This is a genomic window from Streptomyces sp. NPDC048516 (genome assembly GCF_043199875.1).
Taxonomy (GTDB): domain Bacteria; phylum Actinomycetota; class Actinomycetes; order Streptomycetales; family Streptomycetaceae; genus Streptomyces.
On record NZ_JBICWS010000006.1, the window covers coordinates 44,120 to 69,518 of the forward strand.

The following is a 25,399-nucleotide window of genomic DNA, read 5'->3' on the forward strand; positions in this document are numbered from 1 at the left end:
ACAGATCTGTCTGAAGGAGTGACCGTCATGGCGAGTGTCCAGAGCACCGCGAAGCCGTCGGCGCGTGAGCGCCTGCTCGCCGCCGCGAACGAGCTGTTCTACGCCGAGGGCGTGCAGAGCGTCGGGATCGACCGGGTCATCGAGCACGCGGGCGTGGCCAAGGCGTCGCTGTACAACACCTTCGGCGGCAAGGAGCAGCTCGTCCGGGCGTACCTCGACACCCGGCACGCGGTCACCGCCGACCGGATCACCCGGGCCGTCGCGGAGCGCGACACGCCCCGCGAGCAGATGCTGGCGGTCTTCGAGTCCCAGGGGCGGCAGTTCGACCGGCCCGACTTCCGCGGCTGCGCCTTCATCCGCGCCGGCGCCGAGGCCAGTCCCGGCGGGCTGGTCCAGGAGGCGGCGGACGCCTTCCGCGGCTGGATGCGCCTACTCTTCACCCGCCTCGCCGCCGAGGCTGGCGCCGCCGACCCCGACGCCCTGGGCCACCAGCTCCAACTCCTCTACGACGGCGCCGGCATCTCCGCCCTGATGGACCACGACTCCACGGTGGCCGCGGCCTCCCGCGCGGCGGCGACCGCCCTGATCACGGCGGCGACGGGCGCATCCGCCGAGGCGTGAGCGGCGCTCGGCGCGCGGGAGGGCCGGGACCGCGAGCGTGAACCACGAGGTGTCGCAGGTCTACTGACGCGGCGTCGGTACAGCGGCCCGAGCCAGCGCACCGGGCCGCCGGCTCCGGTCGGGCCCGATCCGCGGCCGGTGCGCCGCAGCCCGCTCGGCCGACGTCTGTCCGCAAAGACAGATGACCCGCTGAAGGCGTCTCCGCATCTCGCGCCCTGGCGGCCGGCCGTGGGGAGCGCCCCGCAGCTCACCGACGCCGAGCTGGTCACACTGGCAGTGCTGCAGGCCATGCTCGGCTTCACCTCGGAGGCAGGATGGCTCCGCCACGCCCGTTCCCACCTGCGGCATCTCCTCCCGTACGTGCCCAAGCAGCCCGGCTACAACAAGCGGCTGCGCAAATACGCCGAACTGCTCCGCCGGCGCGAGACTCTGCTGGACCTCCTGGCCGCCGAACCCGGCCTCGTTGCCGCACGTCCCGCCCAGACGCTGATCGGCGACAAGAACTACTTCGGCCGGGGCTTCGAACACGAATGAGCCGAGCAGGACATCCGGCTGCTCCGGCCGGCCCGCAAGGGCGGGCCGGAACGGCCCGGAGTACCACTGTTCAAGCCATTGCGTTCAAGCCATTGCGTTCAAGCCATTGCGGCAGATCATCGAGTCGGTCAACGAAACCTTCAAGGGTCAACTCGATCTCGAACAGCACCGAGGGCGCACGCCCGGCGGTGTCGTCGCCCGCGTCATGCAGCGCATCCTCGCGCTGACCGCCGCGATCTGGCACAACGACCACACAGGACAGCCCGTCCTGTGCTCACTGACCGCCTATGACCACTGACCCCTGGAATCGATCATCTAGGTGCCAAGGCCGCCGTGGAGGACGGAGATTTCGGGCTCCTGGTGGCGCATGCGGAGGACTCCCAGTGGGAGGACATGATCCGGATGGCGGTGGCCCATGCGCGACCGCGCGAGCGGGCGGAGATCCTGCGGGGGTTGATCGCTCGCGGGGGCGGCGTCGAGGACGACGCCGCCCGCCTGCGCGTCCACCTCCTCGCCATGGCATGCCTGGAACACGCCACGGAGCTCGATCCGCGGGTGCGGGAGGAGGAATGAGCGGGCAAGGGCGATCCTGCCGCCCCGGTACCGCGAGGAGGCCACGCTCCTGGTCGGGGCGGGACACCTTGTTCTGGAGCTGCTGCCGGGGCTGGAGGGGCCGGAGGGGCCGGAGGGTCCGGAGGGGCCGGAGGGGCCGGAGGGGCCGGAGGGGCCGGAGGGGCCGGAGGGGCCGGAGAACGATGAGGTCCATACGCCGTCACGCCCCCGCCGGCAACCGCTGTTACGGGAGGCGCCCAAGCTGCTCGCGGCGGCCTGTGGCGATCGGCTGTCTGACGGGCCCGCGCGACCGGGCGCATCACGAGGTGCGGGCGCGGCTCGCCGGGGCGTGGCGGCACCATGACGCCGCCCGCTACACCCGCTACACCCGCTACACCCGCTACACCCGCTACACCCGCTACACCCGCTACACCCGCGAGATCATCGCCCACCTCCAACCGGCCGGGCTGTGTACTTTCCGGACTGTGATCCGGCGGCTTATGACGTCGGCGTATCGAGGGAGCGGCGGTCCGCTTTTCCGAAACTGGGCACACTGGGCAGCGGCCGTCGTATTCCGCCGGTGCGGGGTGTTCCCGAGGGAATGCGCATCGCGCAGAGGTAAGGGGTGGGCGTCGGTGACGTTGTCCAGAAACGGCCGAAAATGGCCTAGCAATTACGGAGCTGAATTTCTCCGCCACATACGGCGACGCATACGGCACTGCCCCGGAACCGTAAGAAACGGTTCCGGGGCAGTGCCGTATGCGGGATATCCGCGGTGCCGCTCAGGCGTCCTTGCTCAGGTTCGGACCCGAACCACCGGTCGCGGACTCGATCGGCGGGGCGTCGGGCAGTGCCGACTTCTCCTCGCCGCGGAAGGTGAACTTGGCGGTGTCACCCTCGCCCTCGACATCGACGACCACGATGTGGCCCGGGCGCAGCTCGCTGAAGAGGATCTTCTCCGAGAGGGCGTCCTCGATCTCGCGCTGGATCGTGCGGCGCAGCGGACGGGCGCCGAGCACCGGGTCATACCCGCGCTTGGCCAGCAGCGACTTGGCCTCGCCGCTGAGCTCGATGCCCATGTCGCGGTCCTTGAGCCGCTCGTCCACCTTGGCGATCATGAGGTCGACGATCTGGATGATGTCTTCCTCGGTGAGCTGGTGGAAGACGACGGTGTCGTCCACACGGTTGAGGAACTCGGGGCGGAAGTGCTGCTTGAGCTCTTCGTTGACCTTGTTCTTCATCCGCTCGTAGCTGGACTTGGTGTCGCCCTGGGCCGCGAAGCCGAGGTTGAAGCCCTTGGAGATGTCCCGGGTGCCGAGGTTGGTCGTCATGATGATGACCGTGTTCTTGAAGTCCACGACCCGGCCCTGGGAGTCGGTCAGGCGACCGTCCTCCAGGATCTGCAGCAGCGAGTTGAAAATGTCCGGGTGGGCCTTCTCGACCTCGTCGAAGAGCACCACGGAGAACGGCTTGCGGCGCACCTTCTCGGTGAGCTGGCCGCCCTCTTCGTAGCCGACGTAGCCGGGAGGCGAACCGAACAGCCGCGAGACCGTGTGCTTCTCGCTGAACTCCGACATGTCGAGGGAGATCAGCGCGTCCTCGTCGCCGAACAGGAACTCCGCCAGCGTCTTGGACAGCTCCGTCTTACCCACACCGGACGGACCGGCGAAGATGAACGAGCCACCGGGACGCTTGGGGTCCTTCAGGCCGGCACGGGTACGGCGGATGGCCTGGGAGAGCGCCTTGATGGCGTCCTTCTGGCCGATGACGCGCTTGTGCAGCTCGTCTTCCATCCGCAGCAGCCGGGAGGACTCCTCCTCGGTGAGCTTGAAGACCGGGATGCCGGTGGCCGTCGCCAGGACCTCGGCGATCAGCTCCTCGTCCACCTCGGCGACGACGTCCATGTCGCCCGCCTTCCACTCCTTCTCCCGCTTCGCCTTCGCGGCCAGGAGCTGCTTCTCCTTGTCGCGCAGGCCCGCGGCCATCTCGAAGTCCTGCGAGTCGATCGCGGACTCCTTCTCCCGGCGCACATCGGCGATCTTCTCGTCGAATTCGCGCAGGTCCGGCGGCGCGGTCATCCGGCGGATCCGCATCCGGGAGCCGGCCTCGTCGATCAGGTCGATCGCCTTGTCCGGCAGGAAGCGGTCGGAGATGTAGCGGTCGGCGAGGGTGGCCGCCGCGACCAGCGCGGAGTCCGTGATGGACACCCGGTGGTGCGCTTCGTAGCGGTCCCGCAGACCCTTGAGGATCTCGATGGTGTGGGGCAGCGACGGCTCCGCGACCTGGATCGGCTGGAAGCGGCGCTCCAGGGCCGCGTCCTTCTCCAGGTGCTTGCGGTACTCGTCGAGCGTGGTGGCACCGATGGTCTGCAGCTCGCCTCGCGCCAGCATGGGCTTGAGGATGCTCGCGGCGTCGATCGCGCCCTCGGCGGCGCCCGCACCCACCAGGGTGTGGAGCTCGTCGATGAACAGGATGATGTCGCCGCGGGTGCGGATCTCCTTGAGCACCTTCTTCAGGCGCTCTTCGAAGTCACCGCGGTAGCGGGAGCCGGCGACCAGGGCACCGAGGTCGAGGGTGTAGAGGTGCTTGTCCTTGAGGGTCTCGGGCACCTCGCCCTTGACGATGGCCTGCGCCAGGCCCTCGACGACCGCCGTCTTGCCGACGCCGGGCTCGCCGATGAGGACCGGGTTGTTCTTGGTACGGCGGGACAGCACCTGCATGACCCGCTCGATTTCCTTCTCGCGCCCGATGACCGGGTCGAGCTTGGTCTCGCGAGCGGCCTGCGTCAGGTTGCGGCCGAACTGGTCCAGGACGAGGGAGGTCGAGGGCGTGCCCTCGGCGGGGCCGCCGGCGGTGGCGGCTTCCTTGCCCTGGTAGCCGGAGAGCAGCTGGATGACCTGCTGCCGCACCCGGTTCAGATCGGCGCCCAGCTTCACCAGGACCTGGGCGGCGACGCCCTCGCCCTCGCGGATCAGGCCGAGCAGGATGTGCTCCGTACCGATGTAGTTGTGGCCGAGCTGGAGGGCCTCGCGGAGCGAGAGCTCCAGGACCTTCTTGGCACGGGGGGTGAAGGGGATGTGCCCGGACGGAGCCTGCTGGCCCTGCCCGATGATCTCCTCCACCTGCTGGCGGACCGCCTCGAGCGAAATCCCGAGGCTCTCCAGGGCCTTAGCGGCGACACCCTCACCCTCATGGATCAGGCCCAGGAGGATGTGCTCGGTGCCGATGTAGTTGTGGTTGAGCATCCGGGCTTCTTCCTGAGCCAGGACGACAACCCGCCGCGCACGGTCGGTGAACCTCTCGAACATCGTTAATCGCTCCTCAGAGCGGTCAGGCAGTTAGGGGTCGGTCCCCTCCCTGTCCTTCCGCATGCTAGTCCCGCGGGGCGGGACAGCTCATTCCAACTGCCGACACCCGTCCGGATCACCCCCGCTCCGGCGGGGAAATTTACTGCCGAACAGCTGACATCTGCTCCAACTCGATGGTGCGAGACGATGTTCCCGCAGGCCAGGCATATACGCCCTCTGCCACTACGCCCGTGGCGAACGCGCCCTGTACCGACACGCCGCCCGCCGCCGGCCGTCAGCCGGGGAGAGGCGCCTCGGGCGCCGGTCACACCGTCTCTTCCCACTGAGACTGTCTTACCCGCAGGCACGGACACTCCATGCGGCGCGGGGCCTTTCCATCCGCTACGGGCGAACATCCGCACGCCACCGGATACCCCCTCGCGCCCCCTCACCCAGGCACGGTGCGTATCCATGTCTCCACCCAGCGTAACTTCCCGGGTTTCCGGGAGTTGCACCGGGCATGGCTCGCGTGCTTCCGCGCCCCCGCACCCCCCTCGCCTCGGTTCGCCGCCGGTACGAGGAGGAACTGGGCTGGCCGACCACCGGCACGGAGCCGGTGGAACTGCTGACGGGGCTGCGCTTCGATGTCCTGGAGATGCCGGCCGATGCGGGAAGTGCCGTATTGCGGCGGCTGCCGCGCACCGGCCCCGTGGCGCTCCTTCGGGCCCGATGCGGCGAGAAACATCCGGTTGATCGGCCGAAATTGCTCATGCTCATCGCAGCCGGGGGCGCGGAAGAACTTCCGGGAATCCTGGAATGGCTGGAGTGGGGCACACTCGCAGCGGATCTCACGACCCGCGGGACGGGCGACCGGATGCCCGCGCCGGCCTTCCCGGGCGGCACGGCACCGTCATACGGATTTGGCTCTTGGGAGGCCGCGAGTTGGGTGCGGCCTCCCCGGCCCGGGTGCGAGGCGGAGAATTCCCTGCCCACCACGGGGTTGGGAGCAGGAATCGGGGACGTTGAGGGCGCCCCCGACCTCGTACGGCTCGTGAGCGCGGCAGCGACCGAGTGCCACCGTGCCCGGTTGTGGCGTGCTCGTAATGCCCAATCGGACCGCGAGTACGGCGATCAGCCGTTGGCCTTCTCGAATGCCTCGCGAATGTCGGCGGGGACGCGGCCACGGTCATTGACGTTGTAGCCGTTCTCCTTGGCCCAGGCGCGGATCTTCGCAGTGTCCTGGCTGCCGCCGGAAGCCGCCGCACGCGCCTTGCCACGGCCCGAAGAAGCGCGGCCACCGGTACGGCGGCCCGCCTTCACGAAGTCGGCAAGCGAGTCACGCAGCTTCTGGGCGTTGCTGTCGGAGAGGTCGATCTCGTAGGACTTGCCGTCGAGAGCGAACGTCACCGTCTCGTCCGCCTCGCCACCGTTGAGGTCATCGACAAGAAGAACCTGAACCTTCTGTGCCACCGGTTTCCCTTTCATCGAATGCGGATTACGACGGAAAGCAAACCGCTTTTCCGGGAAAAACACAAACCCTTGGGTAGGGTTCACTTGCCCGCAGACCGGGGAACGCATGCTTCCGTAGCCATGAGATAGGGGAGCGATTCGGACATAGAACACTCATCACAGGTGCAGAAGCATCCGGCTGTTACCCAGGGTGTTGGGCTTCACTCGTTCGAGACCCAGGAACTCCGCAACGCCCTCGTCATAGGAACGCAGCAGCTCACTGTAGACATCACCGTCTACCGGAGCTTCGCCGATCTCCACGAAGCCGTGCTTGGTGAAGAAGTCGACTTCGAAGGTGAGACAGAAAATACGCCGCACTCCGAGCCAGCTCGCCGTGCGCAGCAGCTTGTCCAGCACTTGGTGGCCGACGCCCGATCCCTTCAGCCGCGGATCCACGGCCAGGGTGCGGACCTCCGCGAGGTCTTCCCACATGACGTGGAGCGCCCCGCAGCCGACGACCTCGGCGTCTTCGTCGCGCTCCGCAACCCAGAACTCCTGGATGTCCTCGTAAAGCGTGACGGTGGCTTTGTCGAGCAGGATCCCGTCACGTGAGTAGCTGTCGATGAGGCGGCGTACGGCCGGCACATCGGCGGTCCTGGCACGGCGGATGGTGAGGCCTTTTGAATGCGGAGGCATGCGGGGACGCTATCTCCCCTTGCCGGTGGCACTCGCCCCGGGTTCATCCCCTTCGGCCGGTCCCGCTTCGCCGGCGCCTTCCGGTGCCGCTTGCGCTCCTTGCGCTCCGCCTTCTTCCGCGGGCGCGGTCTCTTCCGGCTGTGGTGCCGGTTGTTCCGCGTCTTCCGCCGGTGCGTCGACTTGCACCATCCGTACGGCGTCGCGCAGGGCATGGCGCTGTTCGGGGGACATCATGCCGAAGAAGGCCACAAGAGCGGCCGCGGGGTTGTCACTGGCGGACCACGCTTCGTTCATCAGTGCGGCCGCGTAGGCGGCGCGAGTGGAGACCGCCTCATATCGATAGGCGCGGCCTTCGGCTTCGCGGCGCACCCAGCCCTTCTGGTGGAGGTTGTCCAATACGGTCATGACCGTGGTGTAGGCGATCGACCGTTCCTTCTGCAGATCTTCCAGGACTTCTCGAACGGTGACCGGGCGGTTCCACTCCCAGACCCGCGTCATGACCGCGTCTTCCAGATCACCCAAGCGTCTCGGCACACAAGAACAATAGTGGGAGATGTCGCGAATGCCCGTTGATCTTGTTGCGTTTGGGACGGAAATGGGGGCACGGCCCGGGAGAATCCCTCCCGGGCCGTGCGGTGCGTGCGGGCCGCCGAAAGGGCGGCGGGCGGCTCAGGCGCCGTGCGCCGTGGGCTCCTGGCCGGCGGACTCGGTGCGGGACAGCACGGCGTCCACGGCGGCGTCCTCCTTGGCCTTGTTCGCCCCGCCCTGGCTCTTGACGATCGTCACGATCAGGGCGGTGAAGGCCACGGCCATCACTACGGGCGGGAGCAGCGCTGCGACGTAATCCATGGCGTTCGGCCTCCTTTGGGGCGGGGAGTCCAGAGTACGCAGCACTCAGGCGGTGCGGCTCTCGGGGGGCCGGGCGGGCCTGCGGCGGGGCGGGAACACCTCACCCGGTGTGGGGATCGGCCGGTCCCGCTGCGGAGTCTTCGGCCGCGGCGGCGGCGCGGGCTCCGGTTTGCGCTCCGGCTCGGGCTCCCGCTCGGGCTCCGGCTGCCGCCCGCAGCGGGTTGCCGACCGGCCGCCCGGCAGCGCGCGGAGCCGGGTCCGCACGGACTGTTCGGCCAGCCGCTCGCAGTGCCGCAGGAGGACTCCGCGGCGTTCGCGCTCGGCCCGGCCGACGGGACGTGCGGCCAGCGAGCGCAGGGCGGCGAGGTCGTCGGGCCCCGGGACATGGCCGGCCGCCAGCGCCTCGGTCAGCTGCGCGAGGTAGCCGGCGGCCGAGCCGGGCAGGGCGTCGCGGTACCGGGCGAGGTCGGCGAGCAGGAAGGCACGCAGCCGGCCGCCTTCGCGGACCGCCTCGTCGACCGCCTCGGCCAGCCGGAGATATTCCTGGATGTCCTGTGGCCACTCGGGGCCGAGGGCGCCGAGCGGAGCGGGGTGGGACGTCGTCTGCAGGGCATGGGCGAGGGCGCGACGGAGCACACGCAACTCATCGGCGCTGAACGCCATGCCGCCGCGGGTTCCGTTTGGCATTGGCATGTGGCGACTTTACGACCGATTTCGACAAAAGCCGCTTAATTCGTGAACGGTGGCGCGGCAGCGAGCCGCACCACCGCACACCCGGCACCGGAGAGGGCTCCGCGGGCCGGGCGAGGCGCGGCCACGACGGGGGCCGGCGCGGCTACGACCGGGCGATGTTCCGCTCGTAGACCAGCCGGAGGCCGATGAGGGTGAGCCACGGCTCGTGCGCGTCGATCACCGACGACTCACCGAGCACCATCGGTGCCAGCCCGCCGGTGGCGATCACGGTCACCTCGTCCGGGTCCTCGGCCAGCTCGCGCGCCATCCGCTGCACCACACCGTCGACCTGGCCCGTGAAGCCGTAGAGGATGCCGGACTGCATGGCCTCCACGGTGTTCTTGCCGATGACGCTGCGCGGCCGGGCCAGTTCGATCTTGCGGAGCTGGGCGCCCTTGACGCCCAGCGCGTCCACGGAGATCTCGATGCCCGGAGCGATCACGCCGCCGACGTACTCGCCGCGCGCGCTGACCGCGTCGAAGGTGGTGGCCGTGCCGAAGTCGACGACCACCGCCGGGCCGCCGTAGAGCTCGACGGCCGCCAGGGCGTTGATGATCCGGTCGGCGCCGACCTCCTTCGGGTTGTCCATCAGGATCGGCACGCCTGTCTTGACGCCCGGCTCCACCAGGACGGCGGGTACGTCGCCGTAGTAGCGGCGGGTCACCTCGCGCAGCTCGTGGAGCACGGAGGGGACCGTGGAGCAGATCGAGATGCCCTCGATGCCGTCGCCCAGGTCGTCGCCGAGCAGCGGGTGCATGCCCATCAGGCCCTGGAGGAGGACGGCGAGCTCGTCGGCGGTGCGCCGGGCGTCGGTGGAGATCCGCCAGTGCTCGACGATCTCCTCGCCGTCGAAGAGGCCAAGGACGGTGTGGGTGTTTCCTACGTCGATGGTCAGGAGCATGCTCCGCACCGCCTCCGGTTCACGTCGTGCACGAAGGGCTCGCCCGGGGTGGCGGGTGGGGCGACGGGTGGGCGGGTGTTTCCTGCGTCGATGGTCAGGAGCATGGCCGTCAGCTGCCCTCAGGTGCGTCGTCGTCCGCGTCCTCGGCACCCTGCCCGTCGTCCTCGCGCAGGTCGAGGCCGATGTCGAGGATCGGGGAGGAGTGCGTGAGCGCACCCACCGCGAGGTAGTCGACGCCGGTCTCGGCGTAGGTGCGGGCGTTGTCCAGCGTCAGCCGGCCCGACGATTCCAGCATGGCGCGCCCGGCCACCAGCTCCACGGCCTCCCGGGTCTGCTCCGGGGTGAAGTTGTCCAGCAGGATCAGATCGGCGCCCTCGGCGAGGATCGGCGGGATCTGGTCGATCCGGTCGACCTCCACCTCGATCGGCACGCCGGGGAACTCGGCCCGTACGGCCGTGAACGCCGCGGCGACGCCGCCCGCCGCGACCACGTGGTTGTCCTTGATCAGCGCCGCGTCCGAGAGCGACATCCGGTGGTTGACGCCGCCACCGCAGCGCACCGCGAACTTCTCCAGGGCACGCAGCCCCGGCGTCGTCTTACGGGTGTCACGGACCTTCGTCCTGGTCCCTTCGAGCACATCGGCCCAGGCCCGGGTCGTGGTCGCGATGCCCGACAGGCGGCACAGGATGTTCAGCGCACTGCGCTCGGCGGTGAGCAGATCGCGGGTGCGGGTGGTGACGCTCAGCAGCGGGGTGCCGGCCGCGACCCGGTCGCCGTCCTCGACGTGCCGCTCGACCGCGAACTCGTCGGTGCACACGATGGACAGCACCGCTTCGGCGATCCGCAGTCCGGCGACCGTACCGGCCTCGCGGGCCGTGAAGTCGCCGGTGGCGACCGCGTCCTCGGGGACGGTGGCCACGGTCGTGACGTCCACGCCCTGGTCGAGGTCTTCCTCGACGGCGAGGTGCGCGAGGTCTTCGACCTGTACGGGGTCGAGCCCGGCGGCTACCAGGAGGGCGGCCAGGTCGGGGTCGAGGCCGCAGGTCAGCGGGTCGAGCTCGTAGGCGCCGTCGTCGCCGCAGCCGCAGGCGTCGCCGCAGCCACCGGCGGGGGCGCCGCCGGTGGGCCCGCCGATCTGGAGGAGGGGGAGGTCGTCGCGGGTGCTGCTCACGGGCTGGGCTCCGTCTTCGTGGAAAGTCATCAGCGAGTCGGTGAAGCGGTGGATCGGTGAAGCGGTGAAGCGGTGAAGCGGTGAAGCGGTAGATCGGTGGAGCGGTGGATCGTGGAGCGGTGGTCAGGAGGCCGTGGTCGGCGGGAATGCGGGGGTCGCCGTCGTATGGAGGGTCAGCGCGCGGTCCGCATCCAGGGTGATGCGGAAGTGCCGGCGCCAGGAGGCATCGTCCCGGTCCGGGTGGTCCTCGCGCCAATGGCAGCCGCGGGTCTCCGAACGGCGCTGTGCCGCGGCGACCAGCACCCGGGCGACGCACAGGAGGTTGGTGGCCTCCCAGGCCTCCACGCCGGGCTCGGGGGACTTGTGGGTGGTGTCGGCGCTCGCCTCCGTCGCCTCGCGGTGGAGGCGGTCCAGTTCGGCGGCGGCGCGGGCGAGGCTCCCGGCGCTGCGCAGCACGCCGGCTCCGGCGGTCATGATCCGCTGCACGGCGGTACGGGTCTCGGGGGCGAGGAGGGGGAGGGTGGTGCGCGGCGCGGATGCCGGGGCGGGATCCGCGGCAGGCGCCGGGGTGGGCGCCGGGGTGGGATCCGTGACGGACGACGGCGCGGGGCTGTCGGTGATGTCCGCGGCGATCCGCTCCGCGAAGACCAGGCCCTCCAGGAGGGAGTTGGAGGCGAGCCGGTTGGCGCCGTGCACGCCGGTGCAGGCGACCTCGCCGCAGGCGTAGAGGCCCGGGACCGTGGTGCGCCCGCGCAGGTCGGTGCGTACGCCGCCGGAGGCGTAGTGCGCGGCCGGGGCGACCGGTATCGGCTCGGTGACCGGGTCGATGCCGTGGCTGCGGCAGGCGGCGAGGATGGTCGGGAAACGGGTCTCCCACATCTGCGCGCCGAAGTGCCGGCCGTCCAAATACATGTGCTCGACGCCCTGTTCGTGCGCCCGGCGCGTGATCGCCTTGGCGACGATGTCGCGCGGCGCCAGCTCGGCGAGTTCGTGCTGGCCCACCATGAAGCGGGTGCCGTCGGCGTCGACGAGGTGTGCGCCCTCGCCCCGTACGGCCTCGGAGATCAGCGGCTGCTGGCCTTCCGCGTCCGGGCCCAAATACAGGGGGGTGGGGTGGAATTGGACGAATTCCAGATCGGAGACCTCCGCGCCGGCGCGGAGCGCCAGGGCCACCCCGTCGCCGGTGGAGACCGCAGGGTTGGTGGTCGCGGAGAAGACCTGCCCCATGCCTCCGGTGGCGAGCACCACCGCCGGGGCACGTACGGCGCCGACGCCGTCGTGCTGGCCCTCCCCCATGACGTGCAGGGTGACGCCGGACGTGCGGCCGTCGGCGTCCGTGAGCAGGTCGAGGACGAGTGCGTTCTCGATGGTCCGCAGCCCGGCGGCGCGGACCGCCTCGACGAGCGCGCGGGAGATCTCGGCCCCGGTGGCGTCACCGCCGGCGTGCGCGATACGGCGCCGGTGGTGGCCGCCTTCGCGGGTGAGCGCTATCTCCTCGCTGTCCGGTGCGGTGTCGAAGCGGGCGCCGGTGCGGATCAGCCGGTGGACGGCGTCCGGGCCCTCGGTGACCAGCATCCGTACGGCCGCCTCGTCGCACAGTCCGGCGCCTGCCACGAGGGTGTCGGCCAGATGCTGCTCCGGGGTGTCGCCGTCGCCCAGCGCCGCCGCGATACCGCCCTGCGCCCAGCGCGTGGAGCCGTCGTCCAGGCGGGCCTTGGTGACGACGACGGTGCGGCGGCCGGCCGCGGCACAGCGGAGCGCGGCGGTCAGCCCCGCCACTCCCGAGCCCACGACCACGACATCCGCTTCGATGGACCAGCCCGGGGCGGGAGCCCTCAGGCGTATGCCGGTGCCTGATACGGGGCCGGGGCCGCGGCCGGGGCCTGCTCCGCTGTCAGTACCGGTACCTGTGTCAGTACCGGTGCCTGTTCCGGTGCCTGTTCCGGTGGCGGTCATCGGGTCGCTCCGAGGGGGCCTTGGGGGGTGGTGGGGGGTGCGGCGGGTGCGGCGGGTGCGGCGGAAGGGGCCGCGTCCGTGGTGGTGGCGTCCCGCGTCGTGGCGCCGCCGTGGTGGGCGGCCGCTGCCTCCGGCCGTCCGGCTCGGAAGACGAGACGGATGTTGTCGATGAGCCGCGTGCTGCCGACCTTGGCGGCGACCGCGAGGATCGCCTCGCCCGCGTACGCATCCGGGATCTCGGTGAAATCGGAGGGGTCGACCAGGGCCAGGTAGTCCAGCGTGAGCGGTGGGTCGAGCCGGGCGGCGTCCTCCAGCACCGCGCGGGCCGCGGCGCGCGCCACGGAGGGGCCGTGCAGCGGCCCCGCGGCGGCGTAGGCGACGGCGTGCGCGTCGGCGGCCGCCCGGTCCTCGCCGAGGGCGGCCAGGGCGGCGGAACGGTGCTGGGCCGCGTGGCCCACGGAGGCGGCGCGGGCGCGCAGCGCCTCCTCGGCGGCGAGCCGGTCGCGGGCCGCGAACAGCGCCGCCGACAGCGCCAGCGCGGTGCGCCGCTCCGGAGCCGAGAGGTAACGGTTGCGGCTGGAGAGGGCGAGGCCGTCCTCCTCGCGCACCGTGGGGACACCGACGATCTCGACGGGGAAGTTGAGGTCGGCGGCCATCCGTGTGATGACCGCGAGCTGCTGGGCGTCCTTCTGGCCGTAGAAGGCGAGGTCCGGCGCGGTCAGGTGGAGCAGCTTGGCGACCACGGTCAGCACGCCGTCGAAATGGCCGGGGCGGCTGGCGCCCTCCAGGAGGGTGCCCATGGGGCCCGCGGCGATCCGGATCTGCGGTTCTCCGCCGGGGTAGACCTCGTCGACGGACGGGGCGAAGACCGCGTCCGCGCCCGCCGCGGCGGCCAGCTCGACATCCGCGTCGAGAGTGCGCGGATAGCGGTCCAGATCCTCCCCGGCGCCGAACTGCAGCGGGTTGACGAAGACCGTGACGACGACCTGGCCCCGCGGACCGACCCGGCGCCGGGCGGCGCGGATCAAGGTGGCGTGGCCCTCGTGCAGTGCGCCCATGGTCATGACGACGGCGCGCGCGCCGGCGCGGCGGGGCACGTCGCGCAGAGCGGCGGCGGTGTGGACGAGGTGGACGGGGTGGCTCGCGTCCACGGGCGGGGCGGGGTGGCCGGCGTCGGCGGAGCGGGCCTGGCTTGCGTCCATGGGCTGGTCCGGGTCCGGAATCTGCGGCGCGGAGGTCATCGGTCGCCCCCCTCAGGGCCGTGGTCGGGGGAGTCAGGCCCTTGGTCGGGGGCGTCAGGCCCTTGGTCGGGGGTGCCGGGGCCGTGGTCGGGGGCGTCGGGGCCGGCAGGGTCCGGGCCGGGTGCGCCGGAAGCGGAGGCACCTGGCGCAGAAGTGCCCGGCGCGGAGCTGCCCGGCGCGGAGCTGCCCGATGCCCGCCCGGTGCCGTCGCCGGAGTCGGCGAGCACATCGAGGAGGTCGGCGGCCAGTTCCGGCTTCAGCAGGCCGTGGTCCAGGGCCCGGTCCGCGGTCGTACGGGCCATGGCGACGTACCCGGCAACGCTCTGCGGCGCATGCCGGCGCAGCTCCGCGATATGGGCAGCGACCGTACCGGCGTCCCCCCGGGCGACCGGGCCGGTCAGCGCCGCGTCACCGGAGCGCAGCGCATTGTCCAGGGCGGCACCGAGCAGGGGCCCCAGCATCCGGTCCGGGGCCTGCACACCCGCGTCGTGCAGCAGCTCCATCGACTGGGCCACGAGCGTGACGAGGTGGTTCGCGCCGATGGCGAGCGCCGCGTGATAGAGCGGACGAGCCGATTCCGCGATCCACTCGGGTTCCCCGCCCATTTCGATGACCAGCGCTTCCGCGGCCATCCGCAGCTCGTCGGGCGAGGTCACCCCGAAGGAGCAGCCGGCCAGCCGCTGGACGTCCACGGACGTGCCGGTGAACGTCATGGCCGGATGCAGGGCCAGGGGCAGGGCGCCCGCCCGGGTGGCCGGGTCCAGCACCGCGGTTCCGTACCGGCCCGAGGTGTGCACCAGCAGCTGGCCGGGCCGTACGGCGCCGGTCTCGGCGAGGCCGCTCACCAGGTCGGCCAGGGCGTCGTCGGGGACGGTCAGCAGCACGAGGTCGGCGCGGGCCAGCACCTCGGCCGGGGTGACCAGCGGGACATCGGGCAGCAGCTCGGCGGCGCGCCGCACGGAGGCGTCGGAGACGCCTGATACGGCAACGGGACGATGCCCTGCGAGCTGCAGCGAAGCGGCGAGGGCGGGCCCGACGCGGCCCGCGCCGACGACTCCGACGGTCAGCCGGGCGGGTCGGTCCTGGGCCTCGGTGGGTGGCATTGCATTCACGCGGCGATGGCCTTCCGTTCCAGTCCGCGGGGGGTACCGGACGATTCCTCGCCATGCTACGCGAGTGTTTCCGGCGGCCTTCAGAGCTGTACGCAAGGTGAGACGGGGGTCTCTCACGAGGTTATGCACAGGGGTCGCGGCTTCGCGCGGGTCCGAGTGATGCTCGGTGCAGTGCCGCGCGGCGGTGTGGCAGGGAACGTGGCAGCGGCGTGGCCGCGGGCCGTGCGAGAAAGAGCAGCCAGGGGGGCGCATGAAGCACATGAGACACACGAGGGAAGCGGGCGTGGACGTCACGGGCACCGGCGTCGCGGACACCGGCGTCGCGGACGCAGGCTTCGCGGATGCGAGCGCCACGGACGCGGGCGCCACGGATGCGAGCGCCACGGACGCGGGCGCCACGGACGCGGGCGCCACGGACGCGGGCGCCACGAACGCGGGCGCCACGAACGCGGGCGCCACGGGCGGCCCTCCGGAGGAGGAGGGGACCCGCGACCGAGTCGGCCGAGCTCGCGCGAAGGCCTGGACGGGGCCGGTGTCCCGTGGTTCAGGGTGCATCCGGAGGTGCCGCACACCCATCAGTTCCAGGTGTGGTTGCCGCACCCGCCCGCGCTGCTCGACGAGGCCGCCGTACGCCAGGCGGAGGAGACCGGGACAGCGCTGTTCCAGAGGTGGTTCGAGCCCGCCCCGGTAGGGCCGCCCGGGGTGGCGGTGACCGAGGTGACCGTTGCCGCCTCCGCCCTGGGCTGGACGGCAGGCGAGGTGCGTGCGGCGGTCAGGGAGTTCGTGGCGTTCGTGGGCCGGGTCGGGGGGTGAGGCGGCGCAGCGAGGCCGTGAGGCCCGACCACCCGCCCCGCCGGACACGTCCCCGAAGACGGCTGCCGGGGCCCGTGACGACGGCTTGGAAGCGGCGCCACTGCTGGATCTCGCGCACGGTGCGGACGGTGTGGGTGCCCGGGGCGGGTGGGGCTGTTTCACCTCGCCGGGCGGCCCGGTAGGTGTCGAGGAGGTGCTGCTGAGCGGCGTTCATGTCCCTCAATGTGGTGCGGTTCCGTGGCCGGTGGCCCGTCGATTGACGGGAGCCGTCAATCGACGTCCGTGCAGGTGGTGGCCTCGCGCATGATGGGCGCATGGCCAACGTCATCGACATCACCGGGCTGCCGCCGGAGCGCGTCGTCTTCTCCCCTTCGCCGCTGGCGGAGCTGGGCGCCGCTTTGCACGCGCTCTCCGAGCCGGGTCACCACCCCGGGCTGCACGGCTGGGTCACCGCCACCAACGCCGCGCTGAAGACCGACCTGGCCGACCGGCTGTGCGAGGCGGACTTCCTGTGGCGGTCCTCCCGTGCCGACATCCTGCTGCCGGCCCGTCCCGGGGCCACACTGGCCGCGGAGCTGGACGAGCTGGACACGATCGACGACGAGCGGTTCGTGGCCGCCGCTTTCGAGATCACCTGCTCGGCGCGCTACACCCGCCCCACGCCCTCGCCCCTCGTCGATGCGGACGAGCGGGCGCGGGTACGGGAGATGGCGGCCGCGCGCGGCCCGCGGCAGGCGGCCTTCACCGACCGGATGCTCACCGACCCCGACGGCCTGCGGGTGTGGCTGCGCCGCCTGTTCGAGGACTGCGAGGAGGCGTTCTTCGGGGACATCTGGCGGCGGGTGGGCATCCAGTTGGCGGCGGATGCCCGGCACAAGACCGAGCTGCTGCGCCACAAGGGCCTGGCCGAGACGCTGTCCGCGACGTCGCAGGCGTTGTCCATGGAGAGTGCGCAGGACGGCAGCGGCGGTACCCGCATCCTGGTCGACAAGCTGGCCCGGGGGCGGACGACGGCCTTCGCCCGTCCCGCGGACCCGGGCGTCACCTTCCTGCCGACGTCGTTCGGCTGGCCGCATCTGGTGTTCGGCCACGCCCCGGGCTGGCGCCCCGTGCTCCAGTACCCGATCGCCGACCGGGAGCTGCCGGCGCCGGCCGCGCTGGAACTCGTCCAGCAGCGGCTGGAGGCGCTGGGCCACCCGATGCGGATGCAGCTGTGCCGGACGCTGTCACGGGGGCCGCATACGACGGGAGAGCTGGCGCACGCTTTCGGGATCACCGCGCCGGAGGTCTCGCGGCATATCGCCACACTCAAGAAGGCCGGGCTGATCCAGACGCGGCGTCGCGGGCGCTATGTGCTGCACCAGCTGGACCTCCAGGTGGTGGCCCGGCTGGGCAGCGACTTCCTTGAGGGCGTGCTGCGTTGACGGCGGTCCGGCCGGATGAGGCCAGAGCGGTCCGAGTCCCCCACTCACCCGCTACGCCCCTGCCTACGCCCCTGCCTACGCCCCCGTTCCCCCCGCCCGCACCAGCCCCGTCTCATACGCGAGTACCACCGCCTGGACCCGGTCCCGCAGGCCCAACTTGGCGAGGATGCGGCCCACATGAGTTTTGACGGTGGCCTCGGAGAGCACCAGCCGTGCCGCGATCTCACCGTTGGACAGTCCCTGGGCGACCAGCAGCAGCACCTCCCGCTCGCGCTCCGTCAGCCGCTCCAGCTCGGGCCGGACCGGCTCCGCGGAAGTGGAGGGCAGCATGGGGGTGAAGCGGTCGAGGAGCCGGCGGGTGGTGGACGGGGCGACGACCGCGTCGCCGCTCTGCACCGCCCGGATCGCGGCGAGCAGGTCGCCGGGCGGGACGTCCTTGAGCATGAAGCCGCTGGCCCCGGCCTTCAGCGCGGAGAAGGCGTATTCGTCGAGGTCGAACGTGGTCAGGATGAGGACCTTCGGAGCCCCCTGCTGCTGCCCGCCTCCGCAGATCCGGCGGGTGGCCTCCACCCCGTCCAGCTGCGGCATCCGTACGTCCATGAGGATCACGTCGACCTGGGTGGCGCGCAGCACCTCCAGGGCTTCCACGCCGTTCCCCGCCTCCGCGACGACCTCCATGTCGGGCTGTGCGGCCAGCACCATCCGGAACCCGGTGCGCAACAGCACCTGGTCGTCGACGAGCATCACACGGATGGTCATGGGCAGGGGGTCCTTTCGTACAGGAGTGGGGGCCGAGCGTACGGGGTGAAGTGCGGCGGGCCGGATTCCCGGGTGAGCTCGCCGGGCCGGCGGCCCTGCCGCGGCACCGGCCCGGTCACCGCGCGCACCGCAGCGGCTCCGGTCACCCCGCTCACCGCACCGGTTTGAGCGGCAGGACGGCGCTGACCCGGAAGCCGCCCCCCGGCCGCGGTCCGGCGGCCAGGGTGCCGCCGACCATGCCGACCCGCTCGCGCATCCCGATCAGGCCGTGGCCGAGGCCGTCCGCTCCGCCTTCTTCGTAGAGCTCGCGCTGCGCGCCCCGTCCGTCGTCCTCGATCAGCAGGTCGAGATCGTCGTCCTGGTAGGAGAGGCGGACGGTCGCGCCGACCGCGGGGCCGCCGTGTTTGCGGGTGTTGGTGAGCGCTTCCTGAACGATGCGGTAAGCGGTGAGTTCGACGCTGCTGGGCAGCTCCCGCGGCTCGCCCTCGACCTGGAAGTCGACCGGCAACCCTGCGCCCCGGACCTGCTCCATGAGGTCGCTGAGCTGGTCCACGCCCGGCTGGGGGACGTACTCGCCGCCCTCGGACTGTTCGCCGGTGCGCAGGACGCCCAGCAGACGGCGCATCTCGGCCAGCGCCTGGCGTCCGGTGCCGGAGATCGTCTCCAGGGCCTGCCGGGTCTGCTCCGGCGCGGCGTCGAGGACGTAGGCGGCGCCGTCGGCCTGGACGACCATCACCGAGACGTTGTGGGCGACGACGTCGTGGAGTTCCCGGGCGATCCGGGCGCGCTCGGCCGCGACCGCGATCCGGGACTGCGTCTCGCGCTCCTTCTCCAGCCGCGCCGCCTTCTCCTCCAGCTGCGCCCAGTAGGCGCGGCGGGTGCGCAGGGAGTCGCCGAGCACCCAGGCCAGGACGAAGGGCACGGTGAGCAGCACGGTGGCGAACAGGCTCTGCCCGAACGTCCGGCCGCCGAAGGCATCCCTGAAACGCGCGGCGGAGAGCGCGGGCCCGAACACGGCGCCGACGAGGGCGCAGCGGGAGGCCCAGCGGGGCACGGCGGGCGCGGACGCGACGGTGTAGGTGATCACGAACATCGCGAAGTCGGCGGCCATGATCGGGACGCCGCCGAGCAGTTGGCCGACGCCGATGGCCGCCGTCAGCAGCAGCATTTGCACGGGGGCCTTGCGGCGCAGCGCGACGACCAGGCACAGACCGACCGTGAAGACCGAGGGAAGGATCTGCGGTACGCCGTGTCCGGCGGCCACGACCCACAGGCTGCCGAACCCGAACAGGAGGACGGCCCAGAAGGTGTCCACTCCCGTCGGGTGCCTGCGGAGGAAGTCATAGAGGCGCTGCACGTAACCCAGCGTAGGCACCACGCATACGTGTACGAGTCAACCGGAGGAGCGATCCTGTGCGCCGGGCCTACTCCCCAAGGTGGAGACTCCATGCGCCAAATGTGCGGGAAGGGGGGACGGCCCGCGTACCACCCCTCCCGCGCGGGGCGGCGCCCGCCCGTACCGTGGGGCGGGTGACGAACGAGTGGTGCGGGTGGCGCGAGGCCACGGAGCGGGCGCTGTACGGTCCCGGTGACGGCTTCTACACGCGCCCCGGGGGCCCCGGCCCGGCCGGCCACTTCCGTACCTCCGTGCACGCCTCCCCCCTGTACGCCGGCGCGGTCGCCACCCTCCTGTGCCGGGTGGACACCGCGCTGGGCCGTCCGGACGAGCTGGCGCTGGTCGATGTGGGCGCGGGGCGCGGCGAGCTGCTGACCGGCGTGCTGGCCGCACTGCCCGACGAGGTGGCCGCGCGGCTGCGCCCGTGCGCGGTCGAGCGCGCCGCGCGCCCCCCGGGCCTCGATCCGCGGATCGCCTGGTGCAGCGAGCTGCCCGCCCCCGGCTCGGTCACCGGCCTGCTGTTCGCGAACGAATGGCTCGACAACGTGCCGGTGGAGGTCGTCGAGACGGACGCGGACGGGGTGCCGCGCAGGGTGCTCGTACGCGCCGACGGCACGGAGCGGCTGGGCGAGCCGGTGGACGGTAGGGACGCGGAGTGGCTGGGCCGCTGGTGGGCACCCCCGCCGGCCCCGGATGCCGCCGCCTCCCCCGGGCTGCGTGCCGAGATCGGCCGGCCCCGCGACGAGGCCTGGGCGCAAGCCGTCCGTACGCTGCGCGCCGGGCTCGCCGTCGCCGTCGACTATGCGCACGAGCGGGGCGGCCGGCCGCCCTTCGGCACGCTCACCGGCTTCCGCGACGGCCGCGAGGTGGCGCCCGTACCGGACGGGAGCTGCGACATCACGGCACATGTGGCGCTGGACGCCTGTGCCGGGCCGTCGGCGCAGCGGCTGACCCAGCGCGCGGCGCTGCGCGCCCTGGGGGTGGACGGCCGCCGTCCGCCGCTCGCCATGGCCGCCACCGACCCCTCCGGCTACGTACGGGCCCTGAGCGCGGCCGGGGCCGCGGCGGAGCTGACCGATCCGGCGGGCCTCGGCGGCTTCGGATGGCTGCTGGAGCCGGTGGGCGGGGCGTGCGCGGGCCTGCTCGGGCCGGCGGAGGCCGCCTGAGGGCCAGGGCGGCCCCCGCGACGGGGTGCTGCAAGACTGTTCCCATGACGGAGACGACGGTCGGCATCGGCGGCGCGGCGGAGAGCACCGACATGGTGCTGAACATCGGCCCGCAGCATCCCTCGACGCACGGCGTGCTGCGGCTGCGCCTCGTCCTGGACGGCGAGCGCATCCAGCACGCCGAGCCGGTGATCGGCTACATGCACCGCGGCGCCGAAAAGCTCTTCGAGGCGCGCGACTACCGCCAGATCATCATGCTCGCCAACCGGCACGACTGGCTGTCGGCGTTCTCCAACGAGCTGGGCGTGGTGATGGCCGTCGAGCGGATGCTCGGCATGGAGGTGCCGGAGCGCGCCGTATGGATGCGAACGCTGCTCGCCGAGCTGAACCGGGTGCTGAACCATCTGATGTTCCTGGGCTCGTACCCCCTGGAGCTCGGCGGCATCACCCCCGTCTTCCACGCCTTCCGTGAGCGGGAGGAGCTCCAGTCGGTGATGGAGGAGATCTCCGGCGGCCGGATGCACTACATGTTCAACCGCGTCGGCGGCCTCAAGGAGGACCTGCCGGCGGGCTGGCTCGGCCGGGCCCGGCACGCCGTCGCCGAGGTGCGCTCCCGGATGGACGTCTTCGACAACCTGGTCCTGGGCAACGAGATCTTCCGTGGCCGGACCCGCGGGGTCGGTGTGCTCGCGCCGGAGACGGTGCACGGGTACGGCGTCTCCGGTCCGATCGCCCGCGCCTCCGGCGTGGACTTCGATCTGCGGCGCGACGAGCCGTATCTGGCGTACGGGGAGCTGCAGTCCACGCTCAAGGTCGTCACCCGCGGGGAGGGCGACTGCCTGGCCCGCTTCGAGTGCTTGCTGGAGCAGAGCCACAACGCGCTCGATCTCGCCGATGCCTGCATGGACCGGATCGCGGAGCTGCCGCCGGGGCCGGTCAATCAGCGGCTGCCGAAGGTGCTCAAGGCCCCCGAGGGCGCGACCTACGCCTGGACCGAGAACCCGCTCGGCATCAACGGCTACTACCTCGTCTCCAAGGGCGACAAGACCCCCTACCGCCTCAAGCTGCGCTCGGCGTCGTTCAACAACATCCAGGCGCTGGTGGAGCTGCTGCCGGGCACGCTGGTCGCCGACATGGTCGCCATCCTCGGCTCGTTCTTCTTCGTGGTCGGGGACATCGACAAGTAGCAGGCGGCAAGGAGCAGGCGAGAGGGGTGCCGAGAGGGCCGCCGTCGCCGCCCGCCGCCGGGTCGCCCACACCCTGTGGACGGACGAAGGACTCCGGGCCGGAGGCGTCCCTGCCGAAAGCCGCCAGGCCGGAGGCGTCCCTGCCGAAAGCCGCCCGGCCGGAGGCGTCCCTGCCGAAAGCCGCCCGGCCCCGGAGCCGGTGAACGCTCCGGGGCCAGGCGGCCGTCAGCTCAGGATCAGGAGATGGCGCTGCGCAGTGCGCCGAAGGCGAACTGCTCGGTCTCGTCGTGCGCGGTCAGGTCGATGACCTCGCCGGTGCCCGCGGTCGTTGCGCCGTCGGCCTGCTCGTCCGCGCGCTCGCCGCCCGTCCGCCGCTTGTCGCGGGTGTGCTCGCCGTCGGCCGCGGCGCCCTCCGTGGGCGGCTGCGGACGCGCGTCCGTACGGGCCGCGCGGGCCGTGCGCGCCCGCGCACGGGCCGACTGTTCGGCAAGGGCCTCGTCGCCGACGACATCCGCCAGGTCGTCCTCCAGCGGCGCGGTCAGCTCCCGGGGGCCGGAAGCGGTCGCGTTGCCGAAGAAGTCGAACCCGCCCTGCGCGCGGGATACGGCGGGACGGGACGGGGCGAGGGCGGCGGCGGTGGCCGGGACCGGGCGGAGCGCGGGTCCGGAGGCGGCGGCCGTACGGGCTGATGCGCCGCCCGTGCGCTGTGCGGCGGCCGCCGACGGGTTCCCCCGGCCGCTCTCACCGTCCTGGCCATCCCCGGCATCGCGGGCCGCGGGCTGCCCGGACCGGCTGGTCCCTTCGGCACCGGAACCGGCACCGGCGCCGTCCCGCGCCAGGCGTGCGGCCTTCTGCGCGGTGCGCTGCCGGGCGGCGTTGCGGGCGAGTTGACGCAGCGCCCGGTCGGCCTGGGCGAAGGTCGCGGTGGCCCGAGCCGGGGACTCTGCCGGGGCCCGGCCGTCCCCGTTCGCGGCGGGCTCGCGCCGGACCGGCACCGAAGCCGTTGAGGTCTCCCCTGCACGGACGAAGTCGAGGGCGCGGGGCAGACCGGCGGCGGCCGGCAGCGCCTTGGCCGGGGCGGCGGCCTCGATGGCGAGCAGCCGGCGGCCCTCCAGGGCGCTGGCCCGCTCGGTCTCGGCGGTGGCGTAACGGCGCAGCAGGGCGGCGTGTTCGCTGCGCAGCCGGGCCAATTCGGCACGCTTGGCACGGAGTTTGGCGTCCAGGGCGGCGCGGAGCTCGCGGGATTCCTCCACATCCGTTTCGAGCTCGGCTATCCGCTCTTCGGTGCGCCACTCGTCGCGCACCCGGGCGCGGTCCAGTTCGGCAACCCGTCGGCCGGCCGCGCGGTCCCAGCTCCGCAGAAGGACGGCGCCGGTGAGAGCGGCGGCCGCCGCGCCCGCGGCGAGCACCCGTTGCACCAGGTCGTCGCCGACAAACCACGCGCCCGCGGCGCAGGCTATTGACGCACCGGCGACCGTCGCGGGAGGAAGCAGCCGGTGGAGGGGTGGTGATTGGCGGTGGCGTCCTCGTGGCATGGCCAGAAACTTACCGTGCGTGCGGGACGTATGGGGCCCCGCACACGAATCCGTTTCCCGCTGGTTACTTCCTGACCAGACCGTCGGACTCCCCATAAGTCTGTACGACATCCCCGGTCTTGCGCGGTTCGCCCCCGGCCTCACACCGACACATCGGCCCCGCCGTTCCCGTTGCCGTCGTCCTCCGGCAGCTTGCACACCCGCTCCAGGAAGATCGCCGCGGCGACCACCGCCACTCCGGCGGCCACCGACAGACCGGCGTAGATCGCCTGGTCCCGGCGCGGCACGGCATCGAGGCCGGTGGTCAGCAGAAAGACGCCGACGCCGCCGTACAGCCCGGCGACCAGCGACGCCACCAGCGCGCTCGCCTGGCCGAAGACCACCGCGCGGGCGGCCACCAGCGGATCGACGCCCTTGGCGCCCGGCCGGCGCTCGCGCTGCGCGCGCAGCCGGGCCCGGAGCGCGAGCGCGGTGGCGGCGAGCACCGCGGCGATCAGCGCCAGCACGATCGGCGCGGCCACCGGAACGCTGGGGAGGGTGCCGAGGGCGTCCCACAGCCGGGCGCCTCCCCATGCCAGCACCCCGGCCGCCAGGAACAGCCCGACCAGCACCTTGACGTGTAGCTGCTTCACCGAGCGATCGCCCCTCGCGCCGTCATGACCATCCCTGCCACGGCAACCATTCCTACCGTGATGACTGCCTTGTCCGTCCCGTACGCATGCATCCCGCAGGGAACCGACCCGCAACCCTAACGGCTACTCCGGCAGCCGCAGTTCCAGGTCGGCGCGCGGCGCCACCCCGTCACGGCCGACGGCCGACAGCAGCGCGGCCACCGCACCGTGCCCCGGAACCTCCGCCTCCGGGTCGATGTCGTGCCAGGGCGCCAGCACGAACGCCCGCTCATGGGCGCGCGGGTGCGGCAGCGTCAGCCGCGGGTCGTCGGAGAGCACATCCTGATACGCCACGATGTCGACGTCGATCGTGCGCGGGCCCCACTGCTCGTCGCGGACCCGCTCGAAGGCCTCCTCGATCGCATGCCCGCGCTCCAGGAGGGAGGCCGGCGGCAGCGTCGTCTTGATCAGCACCACGGCGTTGAAGTACGCCGGCTGGGAGCCCGGGGCCACACCCCACGGCTCGGTCTCGTAGACCGGGGAGACCGCCTTGACCCGCAGACCAGGGGTGTCCTCCAGCGCGTCGACGGCGCCCTGCAGCGTCTCCAGGCGGTTGCCGAGGTTGCTGCCGAGCGAGATCACGGCGCGTTTGGGGTTGGAGAGCGTCACATCCGCGGCGTCCACCTGCTCCACGACGGAGGCGGGCACCGGCTGTACGGTCGGGTCACCGGGCTGGGGGCGCCGCACGGCGGTGCCATCAGAGGTGGTGGTCGGCTGACGGGCGGAATTCATACTCGGCTCCGAGTGATGGTGATGGTCACGTCATCGAAGGGGACGGTGATGGGCGCGTCCGGCTTGTGCACCACCACCTCCACCTCCTGCACGCCCTCGTGCTTGAGGCACTGGCCGGCGATGCGCTCCGCCAGGGTCTCGATGAGGTCAACGGGCTCGCCCTGCACGACGGCCACCACCTCCTCGGCCACAACGCCGTAGTGCACGGTCTTCGCGAGATCGTCACAGGCCGCTGCCGGGCGGGTGTCCAGGCCGAGCACCACATCGACGATGAAGGTCTGCCCTTCCTCGCGCTCCCGGGGAAACACCCCGTGGTGGCCCCGGGCCTTCAGCCCACGCAGCGCGACACGATCCACGCGAATCACTCCCACTGGTCCACGGCACCTCTGGCGCCACTGTTCGTCGGATTCCGGGCAGCCGCCGGAGCGATCCGGCAACACTGCCCCGGCATCGAATCTACCTTCGAGGAACGACAGTCCTCGCCTACGGGGGCTATGGACAAGATCCCGTCCTGCTGCTAGAAGCCGCCCATCGGGGCCGCGTCCGGCAAACCGGGAGATCGTCCGCGCGGCCTCTTACCCCCCTGCCCACGCCCCACCCCTACCCGTGCCGCAC

Annotated in this window: 22 protein-coding genes and 3 pseudogenes; 8 read left to right on the forward strand and 17 right to left on the reverse strand. The window is 72.0% G+C overall.

All coding sequences use genetic code 11. The features are described from left to right. The first annotated feature begins 27 nt into the window (after window positions 1-27). The 3 genes and pseudogenes from ACGFR7_RS13975 to ACGFR7_RS13985 form a co-directional block, all read left to right on the forward strand. Window positions 28-621 (forward strand): TetR/AcrR family transcriptional regulator, encoded by a 594-nt coding sequence (locus tag ACGFR7_RS13975; RefSeq protein WP_393317726.1) that lies wholly within the window; start codon window positions 28-30, stop codon window positions 619-621. A 138-nt stretch (window positions 622-759) separates the two neighbouring features. Next, window positions 760-1,453 (forward strand): annotated as a pseudogene (locus ACGFR7_RS13980) (IS982 family transposase). A gap of 11 nt (window positions 1,454-1,464) precedes the next feature. Continuing rightward, window positions 1,465-1,843 (forward strand): annotated as a pseudogene (locus ACGFR7_RS13985) (ATP-binding protein); the annotation flags it as partial. 646 nt (window positions 1,844-2,489) lie between these two features. On the opposite strand, the gene ACGFR7_RS13990 reads toward ACGFR7_RS13985, so the two are convergent. Further along, a complete protein-coding gene (locus ACGFR7_RS13990) occupies window positions 2,490-5,015 on the reverse strand; it encodes an ATP-dependent Clp protease ATP-binding subunit (protein ID WP_086720454.1) in 2,526 nt (841 codons plus the stop codon). Between the two features lie 499 nt (window positions 5,016-5,514). On the opposite strand from ACGFR7_RS13990, the gene ACGFR7_RS13995 reads away from it, so the two are divergent. Further along, complete coding sequence (locus ACGFR7_RS13995; protein WP_393317729.1) at window positions 5,515-6,195, forward strand: SCO3374 family protein; 681 nt, start codon at window positions 5,515-5,517, stop codon at window positions 6,193-6,195. Here the strand turns inward: ACGFR7_RS13995 and ACGFR7_RS14000 are convergent. The 10 genes from ACGFR7_RS14000 to ACGFR7_RS14045 form a co-directional block, all read right to left on the reverse strand. Then, window positions 6,126-6,464 carry an Lsr2 family protein gene (locus tag ACGFR7_RS14000; RefSeq protein ID WP_244419484.1) on the reverse strand — a complete coding sequence of 113 codons (339 nt, stop codon included), beginning with the start codon at window positions 6,462-6,464 and terminating at the stop codon, window positions 6,126-6,128. The two genes, ACGFR7_RS13995 and ACGFR7_RS14000, sit on opposite strands and share 70 nt — an antisense overlap. A 156-nt stretch (window positions 6,465-6,620) precedes the next feature. Further along, complete coding sequence (locus ACGFR7_RS14005; RefSeq protein ID WP_393317731.1) at window positions 6,621-7,139, reverse strand: amino-acid N-acetyltransferase; 519 nt, start codon at window positions 7,137-7,139, stop codon at window positions 6,621-6,623. 9 nt (window positions 7,140-7,148) lie between these two features. Continuing rightward, window positions 7,149-7,637 (reverse strand): BlaI/MecI/CopY family transcriptional regulator, encoded by a 489-nt coding sequence (locus ACGFR7_RS14010; protein WP_393318559.1) that lies wholly within the window; start codon window positions 7,635-7,637, stop codon window positions 7,149-7,151. Window positions 7,638-7,808: 171 nt separating this feature from the next. Continuing rightward, window positions 7,809-7,988 carry a hypothetical protein gene (locus tag ACGFR7_RS14015; protein WP_392378420.1) on the reverse strand — a complete coding sequence of 60 codons (180 nt, stop codon included), beginning with the start codon at window positions 7,986-7,988 and terminating at the stop codon, window positions 7,809-7,811. Between the two features lie 45 nt (window positions 7,989-8,033). Continuing rightward, window positions 8,034-8,651: a hypothetical protein gene (locus ACGFR7_RS14020; RefSeq protein WP_393318562.1), complete on the reverse strand. Its 618-nt coding sequence runs from the start codon at window positions 8,649-8,651 to the stop codon at window positions 8,034-8,036. 172 nt (window positions 8,652-8,823) lie between these two features. Beyond that, window positions 8,824-9,621, reverse strand: coding sequence for a type III pantothenate kinase (locus ACGFR7_RS14025; protein WP_030081646.1), 798 nt, complete (start codon window positions 9,619-9,621; stop codon window positions 8,824-8,826). A gap of 109 nt (window positions 9,622-9,730) precedes the next feature. Continuing rightward, window positions 9,731-10,822 (reverse strand): carboxylating nicotinate-nucleotide diphosphorylase, encoded by a 1,092-nt coding sequence (nadC, locus tag ACGFR7_RS14030; protein WP_393317735.1) that lies wholly within the window; start codon window positions 10,820-10,822, stop codon window positions 9,731-9,733. A gap of 93 nt (window positions 10,823-10,915) precedes the next feature. Continuing rightward, on the reverse strand, window positions 10,916-12,748 hold the full coding sequence (locus ACGFR7_RS14035) for an L-aspartate oxidase (protein WP_393317738.1): 1,833 nt from the start codon (window positions 12,746-12,748) through the stop codon (window positions 10,916-10,918). Further along, window positions 12,745-13,989, reverse strand: a complete 1,245-nt coding sequence (gene panC, locus ACGFR7_RS14040; protein ID WP_393317741.1) for a pantoate--beta-alanine ligase — start codon at window positions 13,987-13,989, stop codon at window positions 12,745-12,747. Before panC ends, ACGFR7_RS14035 begins: the two co-directional genes overlap by 4 nt. Continuing rightward, complete coding sequence (locus ACGFR7_RS14045) at window positions 13,986-15,101, reverse strand: Rossmann-like and DUF2520 domain-containing protein (RefSeq protein ID WP_393317744.1); 1,116 nt, start codon at window positions 15,099-15,101, stop codon at window positions 13,986-13,988. The genes panC and ACGFR7_RS14045 overlap by 4 nt, the downstream gene beginning before the upstream one ends. Before the next feature lie 513 nt (window positions 15,102-15,614). Here ACGFR7_RS14045 and ACGFR7_RS14050 point away from each other — a divergent pair. Next, window positions 15,615-15,914, forward strand: a pseudogene (locus tag ACGFR7_RS14050) (threonine aldolase); the annotation flags it as partial. A gap of 314 nt (window positions 15,915-16,228) precedes the next feature. After that, window positions 16,229-17,338, forward strand: a complete 1,110-nt coding sequence (locus ACGFR7_RS14055; protein WP_393317747.1) for a DUF5937 family protein — start codon at window positions 16,229-16,231, stop codon at window positions 17,336-17,338. Between the two features lie 75 nt (window positions 17,339-17,413). On the opposite strand, the gene ACGFR7_RS14060 is transcribed toward ACGFR7_RS14055, so the two are convergent. Continuing rightward, window positions 17,414-18,097 (reverse strand): response regulator, encoded by a 684-nt coding sequence (locus ACGFR7_RS14060; RefSeq protein ID WP_393317750.1) that lies wholly within the window; start codon window positions 18,095-18,097, stop codon window positions 17,414-17,416. A 151-nt stretch (window positions 18,098-18,248) separates the two neighbouring features. Next, window positions 18,249-19,454 carry a sensor histidine kinase gene (locus ACGFR7_RS14065; protein WP_393317753.1) on the reverse strand — a complete coding sequence of 402 codons (1,206 nt, stop codon included), beginning with the start codon at window positions 19,452-19,454 and terminating at the stop codon, window positions 18,249-18,251. Between the two features lie 173 nt (window positions 19,455-19,627). Between ACGFR7_RS14065 and ACGFR7_RS14070 the strand changes: the two genes are divergently transcribed. Together ACGFR7_RS14070 and ACGFR7_RS14075 are read left to right on the forward strand one after the other, a co-directional pair. Next, complete coding sequence (locus ACGFR7_RS14070; protein ID WP_393317756.1) at window positions 19,628-20,659, forward strand: SAM-dependent methyltransferase; 1,032 nt, start codon at window positions 19,628-19,630, stop codon at window positions 20,657-20,659. Window positions 20,660-20,703: 44 nt separating this feature from the next. Further along, window positions 20,704-21,846, forward strand: coding sequence for an NADH-quinone oxidoreductase subunit D (locus ACGFR7_RS14075; RefSeq protein WP_393317759.1), 1,143 nt, complete (start codon window positions 20,704-20,706; stop codon window positions 21,844-21,846). A gap of 236 nt (window positions 21,847-22,082) precedes the next feature. Here the strand turns inward: ACGFR7_RS14075 and ACGFR7_RS14080 are convergent, their stop codons facing one another. From ACGFR7_RS14080 to folB, 4 genes are all read right to left on the reverse strand, one after another. Next, window positions 22,083-23,255 (reverse strand): hypothetical protein, encoded by a 1,173-nt coding sequence (locus ACGFR7_RS14080; protein ID WP_393318565.1) that lies wholly within the window; start codon window positions 23,253-23,255, stop codon window positions 22,083-22,085. Window positions 23,256-23,521: 266 nt separating this feature from the next. Continuing rightward, window positions 23,522-24,013: a DUF3180 domain-containing protein gene (locus tag ACGFR7_RS14085; protein ID WP_393317761.1), complete on the reverse strand. Its 492-nt coding sequence runs from the start codon at window positions 24,011-24,013 to the stop codon at window positions 23,522-23,524. A gap of 123 nt (window positions 24,014-24,136) precedes the next feature. Continuing rightward, window positions 24,137-24,784, reverse strand: a complete 648-nt coding sequence (gene folK / locus ACGFR7_RS14090) for a 2-amino-4-hydroxy-6-hydroxymethyldihydropteridine diphosphokinase (RefSeq protein WP_393317764.1) — start codon at window positions 24,782-24,784, stop codon at window positions 24,137-24,139. Next, complete coding sequence (gene folB / locus ACGFR7_RS14095; protein WP_393317767.1) at window positions 24,781-25,140, reverse strand: dihydroneopterin aldolase; 360 nt, start codon at window positions 25,138-25,140, stop codon at window positions 24,781-24,783. The genes folK and folB overlap by 4 nt, the downstream gene beginning before the upstream one ends. Window positions 25,141-25,399 lie beyond the last annotated feature (259 nt).